General features: G+C 68.9%; 8 protein-coding genes. 5 read left to right on the top strand and 3 right to left on the bottom strand.

Annotated features, from left to right (window positions below):
* Positions 1–194: 194 nt before the first annotated feature.
* Both AUL32_RS00645 and AUL32_RS00640 read right to left on the bottom strand, forming a co-directional pair.
* Positions 195–3137, bottom strand: a complete 2943-nt coding sequence (locus AUL32_RS00645) for a hypothetical protein (protein ID WP_062110978.1) — start codon at positions 3135–3137, stop codon at positions 195–197.
* On the bottom strand, positions 3086–3439 hold the full coding sequence (locus tag AUL32_RS00640) for a hypothetical protein (protein ID WP_062110977.1): 354 nt from the start codon (positions 3437–3439) through the stop codon (positions 3086–3088). The genes AUL32_RS00645 and AUL32_RS00640 overlap by 52 nt, the downstream gene beginning before the upstream one ends.
* A gap of 377 nt (positions 3440–3816) precedes the next feature.
* On the opposite strand from AUL32_RS00640, the gene AUL32_RS00635 reads away from it, so the two are divergent.
* From AUL32_RS00635 to AUL32_RS00620, 4 genes are all read left to right on the top strand, one after another.
* On the top strand, positions 3817–5025 hold the full coding sequence (locus tag AUL32_RS00635) for a polysaccharide biosynthesis/export family protein (RefSeq protein WP_062110976.1): 1209 nt from the start codon (positions 3817–3819) through the stop codon (positions 5023–5025).
* Between the two features lie 95 nt (positions 5026–5120).
* Complete coding sequence (locus tag AUL32_RS24905) at positions 5121–6134, top strand: hypothetical protein (protein ID WP_062110975.1); 1014 nt, start codon at positions 5121–5123, stop codon at positions 6132–6134.
* Positions 6135–6386: 252 nt separating this feature from the next.
* A complete protein-coding gene (locus tag AUL32_RS00625) occupies positions 6387–8681 on the top strand; it encodes a polysaccharide biosynthesis tyrosine autokinase (RefSeq protein WP_192847401.1) in 2295 nt (764 codons plus the stop codon).
* 18 nt (positions 8682–8699) lie between these two features.
* The gene (locus AUL32_RS00620; protein ID WP_062110973.1) at positions 8700–9617 is read left to right on the top strand and encodes a hypothetical protein; all 918 of its coding nucleotides are present in this window, start codon (positions 8700–8702) and stop codon (positions 9615–9617) included.
* Here AUL32_RS00620 and AUL32_RS00615 read toward each other — a convergent pair.
* A complete protein-coding gene (locus tag AUL32_RS00615) occupies positions 9602–11071 on the bottom strand; it encodes an O-antigen ligase family protein (RefSeq protein ID WP_062110972.1) in 1470 nt (489 codons plus the stop codon). The genes AUL32_RS00620 and AUL32_RS00615 overlap by 16 nt on opposite strands.
* Positions 11072–11415: 344 nt before the next feature.
* Here AUL32_RS00615 and AUL32_RS00610 point away from each other — a divergent pair, with 344 nt between their 5' ends.
* On the top strand, positions 11416–12225 hold the full coding sequence (locus tag AUL32_RS00610; RefSeq protein ID WP_192847400.1) for a metallophosphoesterase family protein: 810 nt from the start codon (positions 11416–11418) through the stop codon (positions 12223–12225).
* Positions 12226–12465 lie beyond the last annotated feature (240 nt).

The raw sequence follows: 12465 nt of genomic DNA, 5'->3' as shown, positions 1-12465 counted from the left end.
ATCCGCACGCATCGACAATACATCATCGACAAGCAGAAGATGATTTTCTCCGAATTTGCCGCGAAAGCAGGCTTGTTTTGAGTTGAATTCGGCGGGCATTTGTGGCGCATTTTCCGCAAATGCGGGACACGGGCGGACGGCCCCGCGCCGCTGCCCAAGGTCGGAAGGAGGGCCGGAGCCCTCCTCCTTGAGCTTCAGGCTTCGGCGACGGTCACGTCATCGAACGGGCGCAAGAGATTGCCGCGCCGTCCGCTGCGCTCGAACTTGTCGATGCCGGCGAAGAAGCGGTCGTCGTCGCCGGGCATCTTGAGAAGCGTCGCGTTGTCGACCGCCTCCTGCGTCGCGCCGCTGCCGGTGAAGATCGGCGAGCCGTTGCCGAAGGCGATCCGCTGGCCGGCGACGAAGGGCGAGCCAGACGCCGTCAGCGTGATGCGGTCCGCGCCCGAGATCGCGGCCGAGAAGCCGGTCTCCAGCCAGCCCGAACCGACCTGCACCGAGCCGCCGACCGGAGGCGCGACGCGAAAGCCGACAAGGCCGGAGGTGCTGCCGTCGGCACTCGCCAGCGCGCGCCCAGTGGCCAGATCAAAGCGCAGCTCGATCGCCTGCCGGCCGCTGTCGGTAAAGCGGGCCGAGCGCAGAACCGGCCCTTCGGCGCCAAGCCCCGGCGTGAAGAGCGCGGCGCAGCCGACGCCGAGCCGCTCGCCCAAGGTCCGGCTGCCGATCCGCGCGGACGGGTGCGGGCCCATGTTGTTGGCCAGTTCCAGGTCGAGCGTGTCGCCGAGCGAGCGCACGAAGGGGCGCACTGCTGCCCATTGCCGCTGGCGCAGCGCCATCGGCCGGTAGGTAAGGCGCTCCTCGGCGGAGGCGGAGCGGCCGGGAAAGGCGAGGCCCCAAAGCGTGTCCGCGCCTTGCGGATAAAGCGCGTCGAGCCGCGCCTTGAACCGATCCATCACCGCAGGGAAGCCGGCGTTGCCGGCCGCGCTTTCCATCGAGGTGTACCAGTACATCCGATAGAGCGAGGGGGCGACGCCGCGCAGACGCGCCAGATGCACCTGAAGGCGCCCGGTCCGGTTGGTTCGGTCGAGCGGCATACCCTCTTCGCCCCAGAGCGACCAGCGACCGGCCGCGATGGTCTGGCTGGTTTCGGGCGCGGTGGCGAAAAAGCGGAACGAGCCCGAGACGGCGGTTCCGCTGGCGGGCGCCGCCGCGAAGATGAGGTTCGACACCTTGCCCGTCGCATAGTCGATCGTCCCGGCCGTCACGCCGCTGCCCGTCAGATTGCCCGCCCCATCGTCCACGATATCGATCGTGCCGACGCGGATCGCGAAGGAGCCGGGCACCAGGGCCGGCGCCGGGTTGAAGCCCTCGCCCGACAGGCCGGCGGCCGTGGGCGTGAAGGTGAACGCCGTGGCGGCGCCGTCCGGGGTGAACAGGGTGGCATAGGCAAAGCGTTTGCGGTCGAAGCTCCAGCCATTGGGATGGGAGCCGGGCACGGCCGTGTCGACGATCATCACCGGCAGGCCGGCAAGACGACGGATCGCCTCGAAGGTGACGATGTTGCCGTCGCCGTGCTGGTCCGCCTTGTAGGGCTGGAACAGAGCGACCGAGCCCTTGGGGCCGCCGAAGCCCTGCGCCTGCCCATGCAGCGAGGAGGGCTGCTTGAGAATCGAGAAGAAGAGGTTCGGGTCCAGCGTCGGCGCCAGCTGGCGCCCGCCGCCGCCGCCCACCGTGTCGTCCATCGCATAGCCCTGATAGGCCAGCTGCGACTGGCCGATATCCACCAGAACGAGGCCGATGGCGAGCCGGTCGCCCCCGTTCACCACGCTCGACGGCTGGCCCTTGCGCCGGATCTCGCGGCGAAAGGCGATGGCGGCGGGAACGTCCTTGAGCGTGCCGGAAAAGCGGCGCGCCGTCTTGTCGATCTCGGCGTTCAGCGCGGTCCAGCCGACGAGCTCGGCGCCCGTGTCGGCGCGCAGCAGCCGCACCTCGAACCCGTCCGCCGGCGCCTCCCCCGCATAGGTGCCGCTGAACGGCACGGTGCCGATCCGCGTCGCGTCGCGCAGCGGCAGAACGAACCGATCGCCGAAGGGGCGCAGGCGCAGCGCGGGCGGCTGGCGCAGCGGCGCGGCGGCATAGGGCGGAGCCAGCAGGGCCTTGCCCGTCTCCACCATGGCTTGCGTCACCGCGCCGCGCGGATCGGCCGCGACATCGCCCGGCCCCTTCAGATCGGCAGCGAAGCGCAGCGTGCCGGGCAGGCGCGCGGCGAGGCCCGCCGGGTCCAGCGTGCCGCCAGCCAGTTCCAACAGGGTGGTCCCGTCGGGCAACCCGTCGCGGAAGGGAAACGAGCCCCAGACATTGAAGAAGCCCGCCACCGTGCCGCCGGCCGCGAAGCGATTGCCGCCGTCGGCGATATCCACGATGCCGCCGAGCCCGGACAGGAACTCGTAGGACCCGGCCGCCGTCCAGGCCGGCTGCGTGCTGTTGCGGTCGAGATAGCGCCAGGAGCTCGGCCCATCGTTGGGCGTGCCGACCTGAAGCGAGGTCAGGTCCGGCGCGGCCTCGCCGTCGGCGGAAACGCGCACGACGCATTGAAACGGCAGGTTGCCCTTCTGGCCGTAGACCAGGAGATAGTCGGCACCGCGCTCCAGGCTGGCGCTGCGATTGAGGCCCGTGCCCCAGCCCCGCGTGATGGCATTCTGCGCCGAAACCAGGACGCTGAGCGGCGTGAGGCCGCCGGCCTCGAAGCCCCCGCGCAGCGTGATGCGCGACACGTCGCTGCTGCCTGATGCGCCCTTGGCGGCTAGAACGAAGTTCACCGCCTGCTGGCGCAGCATTTCGTCCACGCTGAAGAAGAAGCCCTGAAACCAGTCCTCCGTCACCAGCGGCAGGGCCGAGGCGCCGGCGGGAAAGAGCAGCCCGCGCTGGTCGGCCTCCTCCAGATGGTTGGCCGAGCCGAAACCATAGGACGTGAAGGAGGGGAGGCCGGACGCCATGTCGGGCAGCAGGGCGGAGATGAGGCGCGGCGCGCGCGACAGGAGCCCCGCTCCGAACGGGCGGGCGCTGACGGGAGAGCGGAACAGCGCGTTCATGCGTAGAACGAGACCGAGCCGACCGTTGCGGCCGGCGCGCGAAGGCATAGATGCGTCGGGCGCGTCACGCCGTCGGGCAGGAATTCGGGAATGCGGCGCGCCGCCGGGTTCCACTCCGCGCCCGAGCCGTCGCTGGTCGTGCGCGGATCGGAGAGGCTCGTGGTCTTCGTGCCGAGGCGCACCCGCACATGGCCGTCGAACGAGAAGAGCGCAAAGCGCGCGCTTTCGGGAAGCGGAACGAGGGTCGAGGTGTCAGCGCTGAGCTTCACCTCCTCCACATAGTCGGGAAAGACGGGCGCCAGCGCTGGCCGATTGGAGCTGAAGGGAAAGTTCTCGATAAACGCTCGCATGGGACCTCCGGGTTGGGAAGCCCATGAGTAGGGGCTCGGCGCGCGAGGGGGATAAATCGAGGAAAGATCGGGGATAAGAAGGCCGCTTTTCGACCTCCGCGAAGGTGCCCGGAACCCTGAATTCTGTTGCGGTGCGACATCACCCACAGGGTTCTTCACCCGAAATCGCGAGAAGATTCGCTTGACCCGGCTTTTTTAGGTATCTGAGTCCGAAGAAAAATGACGCCGCGTTAAGCGGCCCTTTACCACGGTGAGCCCGCAAGCCTCGCCGGGAGGGGCGGTCTGGCGCTGCGGCGCGGTTCTTCCGCGAAGCGAGAAGCGGGTCCAAGCACCGTGATGCACGGCAGCAAGCCGTCGGACGGGATGAGAGGTTTTGTATGCGGTCTTACGGCAAAGCCTATTTCGCGAGCGTTGCGTCAGCCTTGCTCGCCTTGTCGGGCTGCTCGACGTTGCCGCGCTCCGGGCCGGACGATCAGGCGATCGAGCGGCAGGCTTCCGTATACCTCGCCGCCCAGAAGACCGAGCAGACCCCCTACGCGCTGGTGGATCTTACCGCCAACGTTCTGGGCTTCTTCCCGCTGGAAGCCAACAAGACGCTGAGCACGGGTTTCGGCCCGAGCCGCAAGGGGCCGCCGAGCCTGCCGCTGGGCGTGGGCGACGTGGTGTCGATCACCTTGTTCGAGTCCGCCGCCGGCGGCTTGTTCATTCCCGCCGACGCGGGCAGCCGCCCGGGCAACTTCATCACCCTGCCGAACCAGACGGTCGACACGCGCGGCCAGATCAACGTGCCCTATGCCGGGGCGATCCGTGCCGCCGGCCGCCTGCCGGAAGAGATTCGCGCCGATATCGAGCAGCGCCTCGCCGACCGCGCCATCGAGCCGCAGGTCGTCATCAACCTCGTGCAGAGCCGGTCCAGCCAGATTTCCGTTCTGGGCGACGTGAACGGGGCGGCCAAGATCGAGATCAATCCGAACGGCGAGCGGGTGCTGGACGCGATCTCCGGGGCCGGCGGCCTCAGCGCGCCGGGCCGCGAAAGCTACGTCACGCTCCAGCGCGGCAGCACCACGGCGACGGTGCCCTTCGAGGAACTGCTGTCCAATCCGCGCGAGAACATCTTCCTGTATCCAGGCGATGTGGTCTACGTGAACCGCGAGCGTCGCACCTTCCTGGCCTTCGGCGCTTCGGGCCTGTCGGGGCGTGTGGATTTCGACGAGTCGAACCTCACGCTGGCCGAGGCGATCGGCAAGGTCGGCGGCCTGCTCGACAGTCGCGCCGATCCGGCCCAAGTCTTCCTGTATCGTCTCGTGGACGCGCAGACACTGACGCGCATGGGCGTCCAGACCGGCGTCACCAAGGGCGGCGACGGGCAGTTCCCGGTGATCTTCCGCCTGAACCTGCGCAAGCCTGACGGATTGTTCCTCGCGCAGAAATTCGGGATGCGCGACAAGGACATTCTCTATATCTCGAACTCCGACTCGGCCGAGGTGACGAAGTTCCTCGCGGTCGTGAACACGGTGACGTCCGGCGTCGCCGGCCCGGCGACCGATGCCGTGCTGGTTCGCAACGCCGAGAGAACCCTGCGCTGAGGCCCTAGCGCATCAGCGGCCCGGAACGTCTCGCCGGCGTCCGGGCCAATCGATTCCGCGCCGAGGCATTCCGCCTCCATAGGACGAATGCCGTCATGACCCGCTCCCTTCTCCTGTCCGCCTCGGCAGCCCTTTCCCTGACGCTCGGCCTCAACCTCCCGGCGCTGGCGCAGGACGCAGGCGCGCCCGCATCGCCCGCAGCCTCGTCGCCCGTGCCCACTCAAGGATCGCCCTCCGAGGGATCGCCCTCCCAGGCAGCGCCCTCCCAGGCAGCATCAACGACAGCCGAGCCGCAGGCCAATGTTAGCCCCACCGCCGAGGCCACGCCGCCAACCGGCGCCCCGGCAGGCAACCCGGCGCCGCAGGAAGTCGCCGCGCTCGCGCCCAATAGCGGCGCGACGCCGCCGTCCGCCTATCTCACCGGCCCCGGTAGGGTCGGCGACATCGAACTGCGGGCGTTTCTCGACAATCCCGCGCAGATGCTCTCGACCTATCCCGAAGGCGGCGCGGCCATGGCCAACCAGGTGCGCCGCCTCGCGGCCTCCTCGGCCGAGGCGCTGCCGGCGCTTCTGACGCTGTCCACCGGGGATGGCCTGTCGCCGTCGCAGCGCGCCGCGATCGGCGCCGGGCTCGCCCGCGCCGCGCAGGCCGGACAGTCCATCGCCCCGTCCTATGCCGCCTTCATTCAGGAAACCGTCGCAGCCTCCGCCAACCCGGCGCTGATCGCGGCCTTCACCACCGCCTTGGCCCAGCCCGCCACGGCCGCGCTCGGCGCGGCGGGCGGTGGCGGCGGGGGTGGTGGCGCGGCCGGCGGCGGCGCCGGTGGCGGCGCGGGCTCGCTTTCGGGCGGCGGCGCGGCGGGCACCTCCAACGGCGCCGGCAGCAACAGCACGGTGGCCAACACGGACGCCGGCTCCAGCGCCTCGCGCCCCTCCACCTCGCTGTCCTTCACCGAAGGCTCGGGGTCCGGCGGCACGAGCTTCGTACTTCTCGGCGCGCCCGCCGGCACCACGACGATCAACAACACCACCAACACGACCAACATCACCACCGCGCCGACGACGCTGCCGCCCGTCACCGAAAACCGGGACGCCAGCCCGTCGAGCTGAAGGTCGGGGGCGACCCGATCGCCCCGCCACCCCAGGTTATCGCTGCACCGCAACAATCCCTTCGCCGAGACGCCGAGGCAAAGTGCTGTGTCGCCTCGCGCAACTCGCCAGCAGCTTCGATCCATAGCCGGCCAAACCTGTTGAATGGCGGCCTGCGGAACGCGAAACCTACATAATTTAAACTTTATTGCATGTGCGAATGCGCCGGAACGGGGTAGGATCGGCCCCGTCCGTTTCGAACAGGATCGCCCCGTGCTGCATTTCCCCGAGACCCGTGCCCCCGACGTTCGATCGTCCGAGGCGGCGGACGATCACCAGTTGGGTGGATTGATCGATTTCGAGCGGATTCTCTCGGCCGTTCGCCGGCAATACAAGCTCGTCATCGCCTGTGCGCTGGGCGGTCTGCTTCTCGGCGTCGCCTATATCCTGACCGCCGTTCCCGTTTACACCGCTTCCGCCGATATCTTCATCGACAAGGGCGCGCCGCGCCTGACGGACCAGTTCAGCGAGCCGACCGCGATCCTTCAGGACGAGGCGCAGATGCTGAGCCAGGTCGAGCTTCTGAAGTCGACCCATCTGGCGGAAAGCGTGGCCAAGCGGCTGCATCTCGCCGAGAACGAAGCCTTCATGAAGGCCTCGCCTTCGGTCATCGGGCGCATCACCGGGGCGGTGAAGAGCCTCGTGACCTTCCTGCCGAGCCTGTTCTGGTCGCCCGAGATCGACCCGAGCTCCGACGAGGAGCGGATCGCCGAGGCCGCCTCGCGCCTCGTGCGCAATGTCGAGGTCGAGCGCGTCGGGCGCACCTATGTGCTGAACCTGCAATACAAGGCGGGAACGCCGGTTCTCGCCCAGCAGATCGCGCAGGGCTATGCCGACGCCTATCTCGACGACCAGCTCGAGGCCAAGTACGACGCGACGCGACGGGCAGGAAACTGGCTGCAGGACCGCATCGCCGAGTTGCAGCGCCAGTCCTACGACGCCGATCTCGCGGTCGAGAAGTTCCGCACCGACAACAATCTGATCGCCAGCAACGGCCAACTCGTCAGCGAGCAGCAGCTGACCGGCGTCAGCTCGCAGCTGGTGACGGCCAAGGCCGAAACCGCCGAGGCCAAGGCGCGATACGACCAGATTCGCGGCCTGATGGAAAGCGGACGGACCGACGCGGTGGTGAACGACGCGCTGGTCAGCACCACGATCAACAGCCTGCGCGAGCAATATCTCTCGGCCTCGCGCCGCGAGGCCGACATCAGCGCCAAGCTCGGCGCCAACCACGTGCAGGCGGTGCGCCTGCGCGACCAGATGAAGGATTACGAGCGGCTGATCTTCGCCGAGCTCGGCCGCATCTCGGAAAGCTACGGCAACGCCTACAAGGTGGCGCTGGCGCGCGAGCAGTCGCTCGAAGCCAACCTCACGCAGTCCCTTGCGGTGAACGCCGACGCCAACACGACGCAGGTGCGCCTGCGCGAGCTGGAGCGCCAGTCGCAGGCCTTCAAGACGCTCTACGAGACCTTCCTCCAGCGCTACCAGGAAACGATCCAGCAGCAGTCCTTCCCGGTCACGCAGGCGCGCATCATCACCCGGGCCGAGGTGCCGCAGAAGGCGAGCGCGCCCAAGAAGCCGCTGATGCTGGCCTTCTTCACCTTTCTCGGCATCGGCGCCGGCACGGCGGCGGGCGCCTGGCGCGAGTATCGCGATCGCTTCTTCCGCGTCGGCGATCAGGTCATCCGCGAGACGGGCCTGGAGTTCCTGGGCTACCTGCCGCTGGTCAAGCCCAATCCGCGACAGGTCTCGGAAGCCGGCGCGTTGGCGGCGGGCGGCGTCCTCTGGGCGCCGGGGGCCATCGCCGCGCACACGCGCGACCACCCCATGTCGTCCTTCGCCGAGACGCTGCGCAACGTGCGCATCGCCGCCGATGTCAGCCTGCCGGACGAGCGCTCCAAGGTGATCGGAATCGTGTCCTGCCTGCCCTCCGAGGGCAAGTCCACGACTTCGTCCAACCTTGCCGTTCTCCTGTCCTCGCAGGATCGGCGCACGATCCTGATCGACGGCGACCTGCGCAATCCCGGCCTCACCCGCAGCCTTGCCACCCGGCCCGAAACGGGCCTCGTGGAAACCATTCTCGACGGGCGGGGCGACGCCGCGCCGCATCTCCTGTGGGATGCCTCGGGTCGGCTGGCCGTGCTGCCCGCCGTGATGAAGCAGCGCATCTCGCATTCCAGCGAGCTTCTGAGCTCGGCCAGCATGGGCGCCCTGATGAAGGAAGCCCGCGCCCATTTCGACTATGTGCTGGTGGACCTGCCGCCGCTCGGCGCCATCGTGGACGCCAAGGCCTTCGCGCACCGGGTCGATGCCTTCGTCTTCGTGGTGGAGTGGGGCCGCACGGCGCGCCATGTCGTGCGCAGCATCCTGCGCAACAATCCGACGGTCGCCGCCAAGTGCCTCGGCATCGTCCTCACCAAGTCCGACAGCAGCAAGATGAAGCTCTACCGCGCCTATGGCTCGTCGGAATACTATTCTTCGCGCTACGACGCATATTACCGGAACTGACGGGCGGAGCGCCGCTCGATGCCGAGGGAACGTTCGCCCCGATCGGGCGGCACAGAGGCCCACCGGGAGCCCGGCCCGTCCTCGCCGAGCCAGCGCCTAGCGCGGCGACGTCCGAGCCTGATCGCGCTGGCGCTCGCGGCCCTGGTCGGCGCGCTCTCGCTCGGCTTTCTCCAGGCGGAGATTTCGGCTCTGCCGCTGACGCGCACGGCCGAGGCGCTGGAGGCGGCGCGCGCCCTGCCCCGCATCGCGCCCACTTCGCGCGCGGTTCTGGAGGCAGCCGCGCCCGCCGGCCCCGGCTGCGCCGAGCGCCCGCTGCGCGCCCGGCTCAGCGCCGCTCTGTTCCTGCTCGAGCGCGACGTGGCGGACGGGGTCGATCTCGACATGCGCCTCCAGCGCTTCGAGGCGGCGGACGCGGCCGCCCGCGCCTCGCTCGCCTGTGCGCCGCTGGATGGGCAGACTTGGGCGCGCCTTGCCTCGCTGGAATTCCTGGCCGCGTTCGAGCCGGTGCGTTACGGCGCGATGATGCGCCTTTCCGCGCGCCAGACCCCCTATGAGGGCGCAGCCATGGCGCTGCGCTGGGTGTCGCTGGCCCAAAGCCCCGATCTCGCGGAGCAGCTCGCCGATCCGCTCCTGCGGGTGGATCTCTGCCGTTTCCTGGCCGGCGGCGCGCCGGACGACAGCCTGGCGCTTCTCACCGCGCTCGACCGGCCGGAGACGCGGGCTGGCCTTGTGGGCGTGCTCAGCGCTGTCCCCCTCGATCGGCGAGAGCCTCTCCTGACCCGCGCGGCCAAGCTCGAACAAGCTCAAGCCGCCGAGCTTCTGGCGCGGGCCGCCGAGGCGCCCCCGCTTCCCGTGGAAGCCTGCGGCTTCGACGCGCGCCACCCCCTGCCGCCTTCGCCGCGAAAGCCCGTGCGCTTTCTTCAGACGGCGGGCTGAGTCTCGCTCGCGCGCGCGGTCTCGCGCCTTGCGCCCCGCACGGCGGCGCGCCGTGAGCCGATCGTGCCGACCGCGCCCAAAAAGGCGGCGGCATACAGAGCCATGCCGGGCACCTGCAGCGAGAAGTCCACGAGGCCGTGCAGCGCCAGAAGGATCACCACGCCCAGCCCGACGATCGGCACATGCCGGCGGCGGATGCGGGCGCGGTATCCCGCAAGCAGCATGTGGAGAAGCGCGCCGACTAGCACCAAAGCCAGAAGCAGGAACGGCAGGCCGAGATTCACCAGCGCTTCCAGATAGACATTGTGCGCCCGCGAAACGCTGACGGGCAGCGCCGCGCAGTCGGCCTGCCGATAGGCGGGAAAGACCCAGTCGAACGTGCCGAGGCCGAAGCCGAACGCGGGGCGATCGCGAATGGCTTCCAGCGCCGCGCGGTAGAAGCACAGGCGCCCGTCGTCCACCCCTTCCTGCGCGAGGCGCGCGCTGGATAGACCGCCGAACAGGCCGACCACGAGACCAACCAGAAGCAGGCCGGACGCGGCGGCGAACAGGAAGCGCCGGACGCGGCTCGGCCGATCCGCCGGCCTACCGCGATCGTCCGCACCGCGCCGGCTGCCGAGATCGTGCAGGATCAGCGGCAGAACCACGGCATAGGCGCCGACCGTCGCCATCAGCGCCCCGCGCGACTTGCTGAGAAACAGCGCGAGCACGCAGAGCACCAGAATCCCCGCCGGCAGCAGCCGGTCGGGCGAAATCGAAAAGGCGCCGTCCTCCGGCAGGAGCCGGTTTCTGGGGCTGAGATCGAGCCCCTTCATCGCGTCCACCAGCCAGGCGAGCGCGGCAAGGCTGGCGACGCCGAGCAGCGCGCCGGCCGCGTTGCGATTCACCCAGAAGCCGGAGAGACTGTCGAGATAATGCTGCTTCTCGAACAGGAGCAGGCTGCCCGGCGCGAGCGTCACCTGCACGAGGCCGAAGGCCGCGAAGGCCCCGCCGAGCAGCGCCAGAAGGCGCAGCAGCCGCGTCGCCGAGCGATCGTCGTGGAAAAAGGCGAGCGTCGCGGCGAAGGCGAGAAAGGGCGCGAGCGCGGTCGGCATGGCCTGAAGCGTCGCGAAGGGCGCGACGGAGATGGCGCCGGGCAGCGCGCCCAGAAAGGGCGAGGCCTCGCTCCAGACGGGGTGGGCCAAGGGATTTCCCTCGACGCGAAACGCCTGAAACAGCGCGAAGAGGGCCAGAGCGCCGCCGATCAGAAGCGCGCGGTCGAACAGGCGGCCCGCCCCGCCGGCCGGCCGGCAGAACGCCGCAGAGAGGGCCAGAAGCGCGAAGGCGAGCGCCGACAGAAGAGCCGGAATGGGCGTCGCGGCGGCCTTCCAAACGAAGCCGGCCGCCAGCACCAGACAGAACGCGAGGCGCCCCAGCCGACGCGGGTCGAGCCGGGCGCCGATCAAGCCGGCCATCGCATCCGCCTCGTGTGCATTGAGCTCCGCTCCGCTTCGCGACGGAGCCGCGCAACCTGCTCTGAAAAGCCGCAAAGCGGTCCGCCGACCTCTCCCAACCAGTGGCGATTTCGGGGAGCGTATCGGGCCGCGCGGCGTTGCCTGTCCGGTCGGTTCGGTGCCTGCGAAACGCTGGACACCCTGAGGCTGGAGCTGTGCCGGACTTGGCTGCCCCCAGCTGGGGCGCGTCCTCGGTTCATAACAAGCTCTAGCCTCAAACCCGTCGCACGGTCCGCCGCTCTTCCCTATAACGAGGCCCGCATGAGGGAAACAGCGATTTGGCAAGAACGGTGAAGCGGAGGATGGTGAACTGGTTCAGCAAGCGGCTGCGCGCGCTTTCGAACGGACGCGCCAAGCCTTCGCGCAGCGAACCGGGGCGCGAGCCTCTTCCCCGGCTCGCGCTGCCGGGCGAGCCGACCCTGATCTACGCGATCGGCGACGTGCATGGCTGCCTCGACAAGCTGCAGCAGCTGGAAAAGCGGATCGTGGCCGACGGCAAGCGCACGCCCGGCCTGAAGCTCATCGTCATGCTGGGCGACTATGTCGACCGGGGGCCGAACAGCGCGGGCGTGCTGGATCATCTCATCGCCCCGCCGCCCGAGGGCTTTCGCCGCGTCTGCCTGCGCGGCAACCACGACGACATGATGCTGCGCTTCGTGGAGGGTTCGGTCGACCCCGAATGGTGGCTGGAGTTCGGCGGCACGGAAACGCTATTCTCCTACGGCTACGATCTCCAGCACCTGGCCGGCAACCGCCGCCGCGCCCTGTCCGACATCATGCTGCGCTTCGCGCAGGAGATCCCGCAGAGCCATCTCGCCTTTCTGAAACGACTTCCCGTCGTCCTGTCCACGCCGCGCTATTTCTTCTGCCATGCCGGGGCGCGACCGGGCGTGCCCCTGGAGGCGCAGAGCGACGAGGATTTGATGTGGGTGCGCGGGCCCTTCCTGGAACACGACGGCCCGCCGTTCGAGCGCACGGTGATCCACGGCCACACGCCGACCAAGCTGCCCTTCCTGTCGCGCTACCGGATCGGCGTCGACACGAACGCCTGCCGGGGCGGCAAGCTCAGCGTGGCGCGCCTGGCGAGCGAGGGCGTGAAGGTTCTTTCGGTCTGAAGTCTGCGGCATCGGAGCGCAAGGATTTTCGACGAGGTTCTCGATGGGGTGTGTCGCGGGTTCATAACCCGACCAAGCCCACCCTTTCCCCGTAGGCCTTGCGCTGCAATATCCGCCGGTACACCTGTCCTATCTCATTTTCGACCGAGGGTTTTATTCTCTTTATTCGAGAACAACCCTGCGGTTCTAGCATCTTGTCCAATCCTCTAGAGGATGTATGTCAGGAAAACCCGGACGCAT

Origin of the sequence: Aureimonas sp. AU40 (assembly GCF_001463785.1) — a bacterium.
Lineage (GTDB): Bacteria > Pseudomonadota > Alphaproteobacteria > Rhizobiales > Rhizobiaceae > Aureimonas.
The sequence above is the reverse complement of the archived record's forward strand: the minus strand, read 5'-3'. Positions and strand labels throughout refer to the sequence as shown.

Bases quoted from the DNA above. Each gene is read 5' to 3' on its own strand.
- AUL32_RS00615 (WP_062110972.1), bottom strand. From the start codon at position 11,071: ATGGCCGGCTTGATCGGCGCCCGGCTCGACCCGCGTCGGCTGGGGCGC.
- AUL32_RS00645 (WP_062110978.1), bottom strand. From the start codon at position 3,137: ATGCCTTCGCGCGCCGGCCGCAACGGTCGGCTCGGTCTCGTTCTACGC.
- AUL32_RS24905 (WP_062110975.1), top strand. From the start codon at position 5,121: ATGACCCGCTCCCTTCTCCTGTCCGCCTCGGCAGCCCTTTCCCTGACG.
- AUL32_RS00620 (WP_062110973.1), top strand. From the start codon at position 8,700: ATGCCGAGGGAACGTTCGCCCCGATCGGGCGGCACAGAGGCCCACCGG.
- AUL32_RS00640 (WP_062110977.1), bottom strand. From the start codon at position 3,439: ATGCGAGCGTTTATCGAGAACTTTCCCTTCAGCTCCAATCGGCCAGCG.
- AUL32_RS00635 (WP_062110976.1), top strand. From the start codon at position 3,817: ATGCGGTCTTACGGCAAAGCCTATTTCGCGAGCGTTGCGTCAGCCTTG.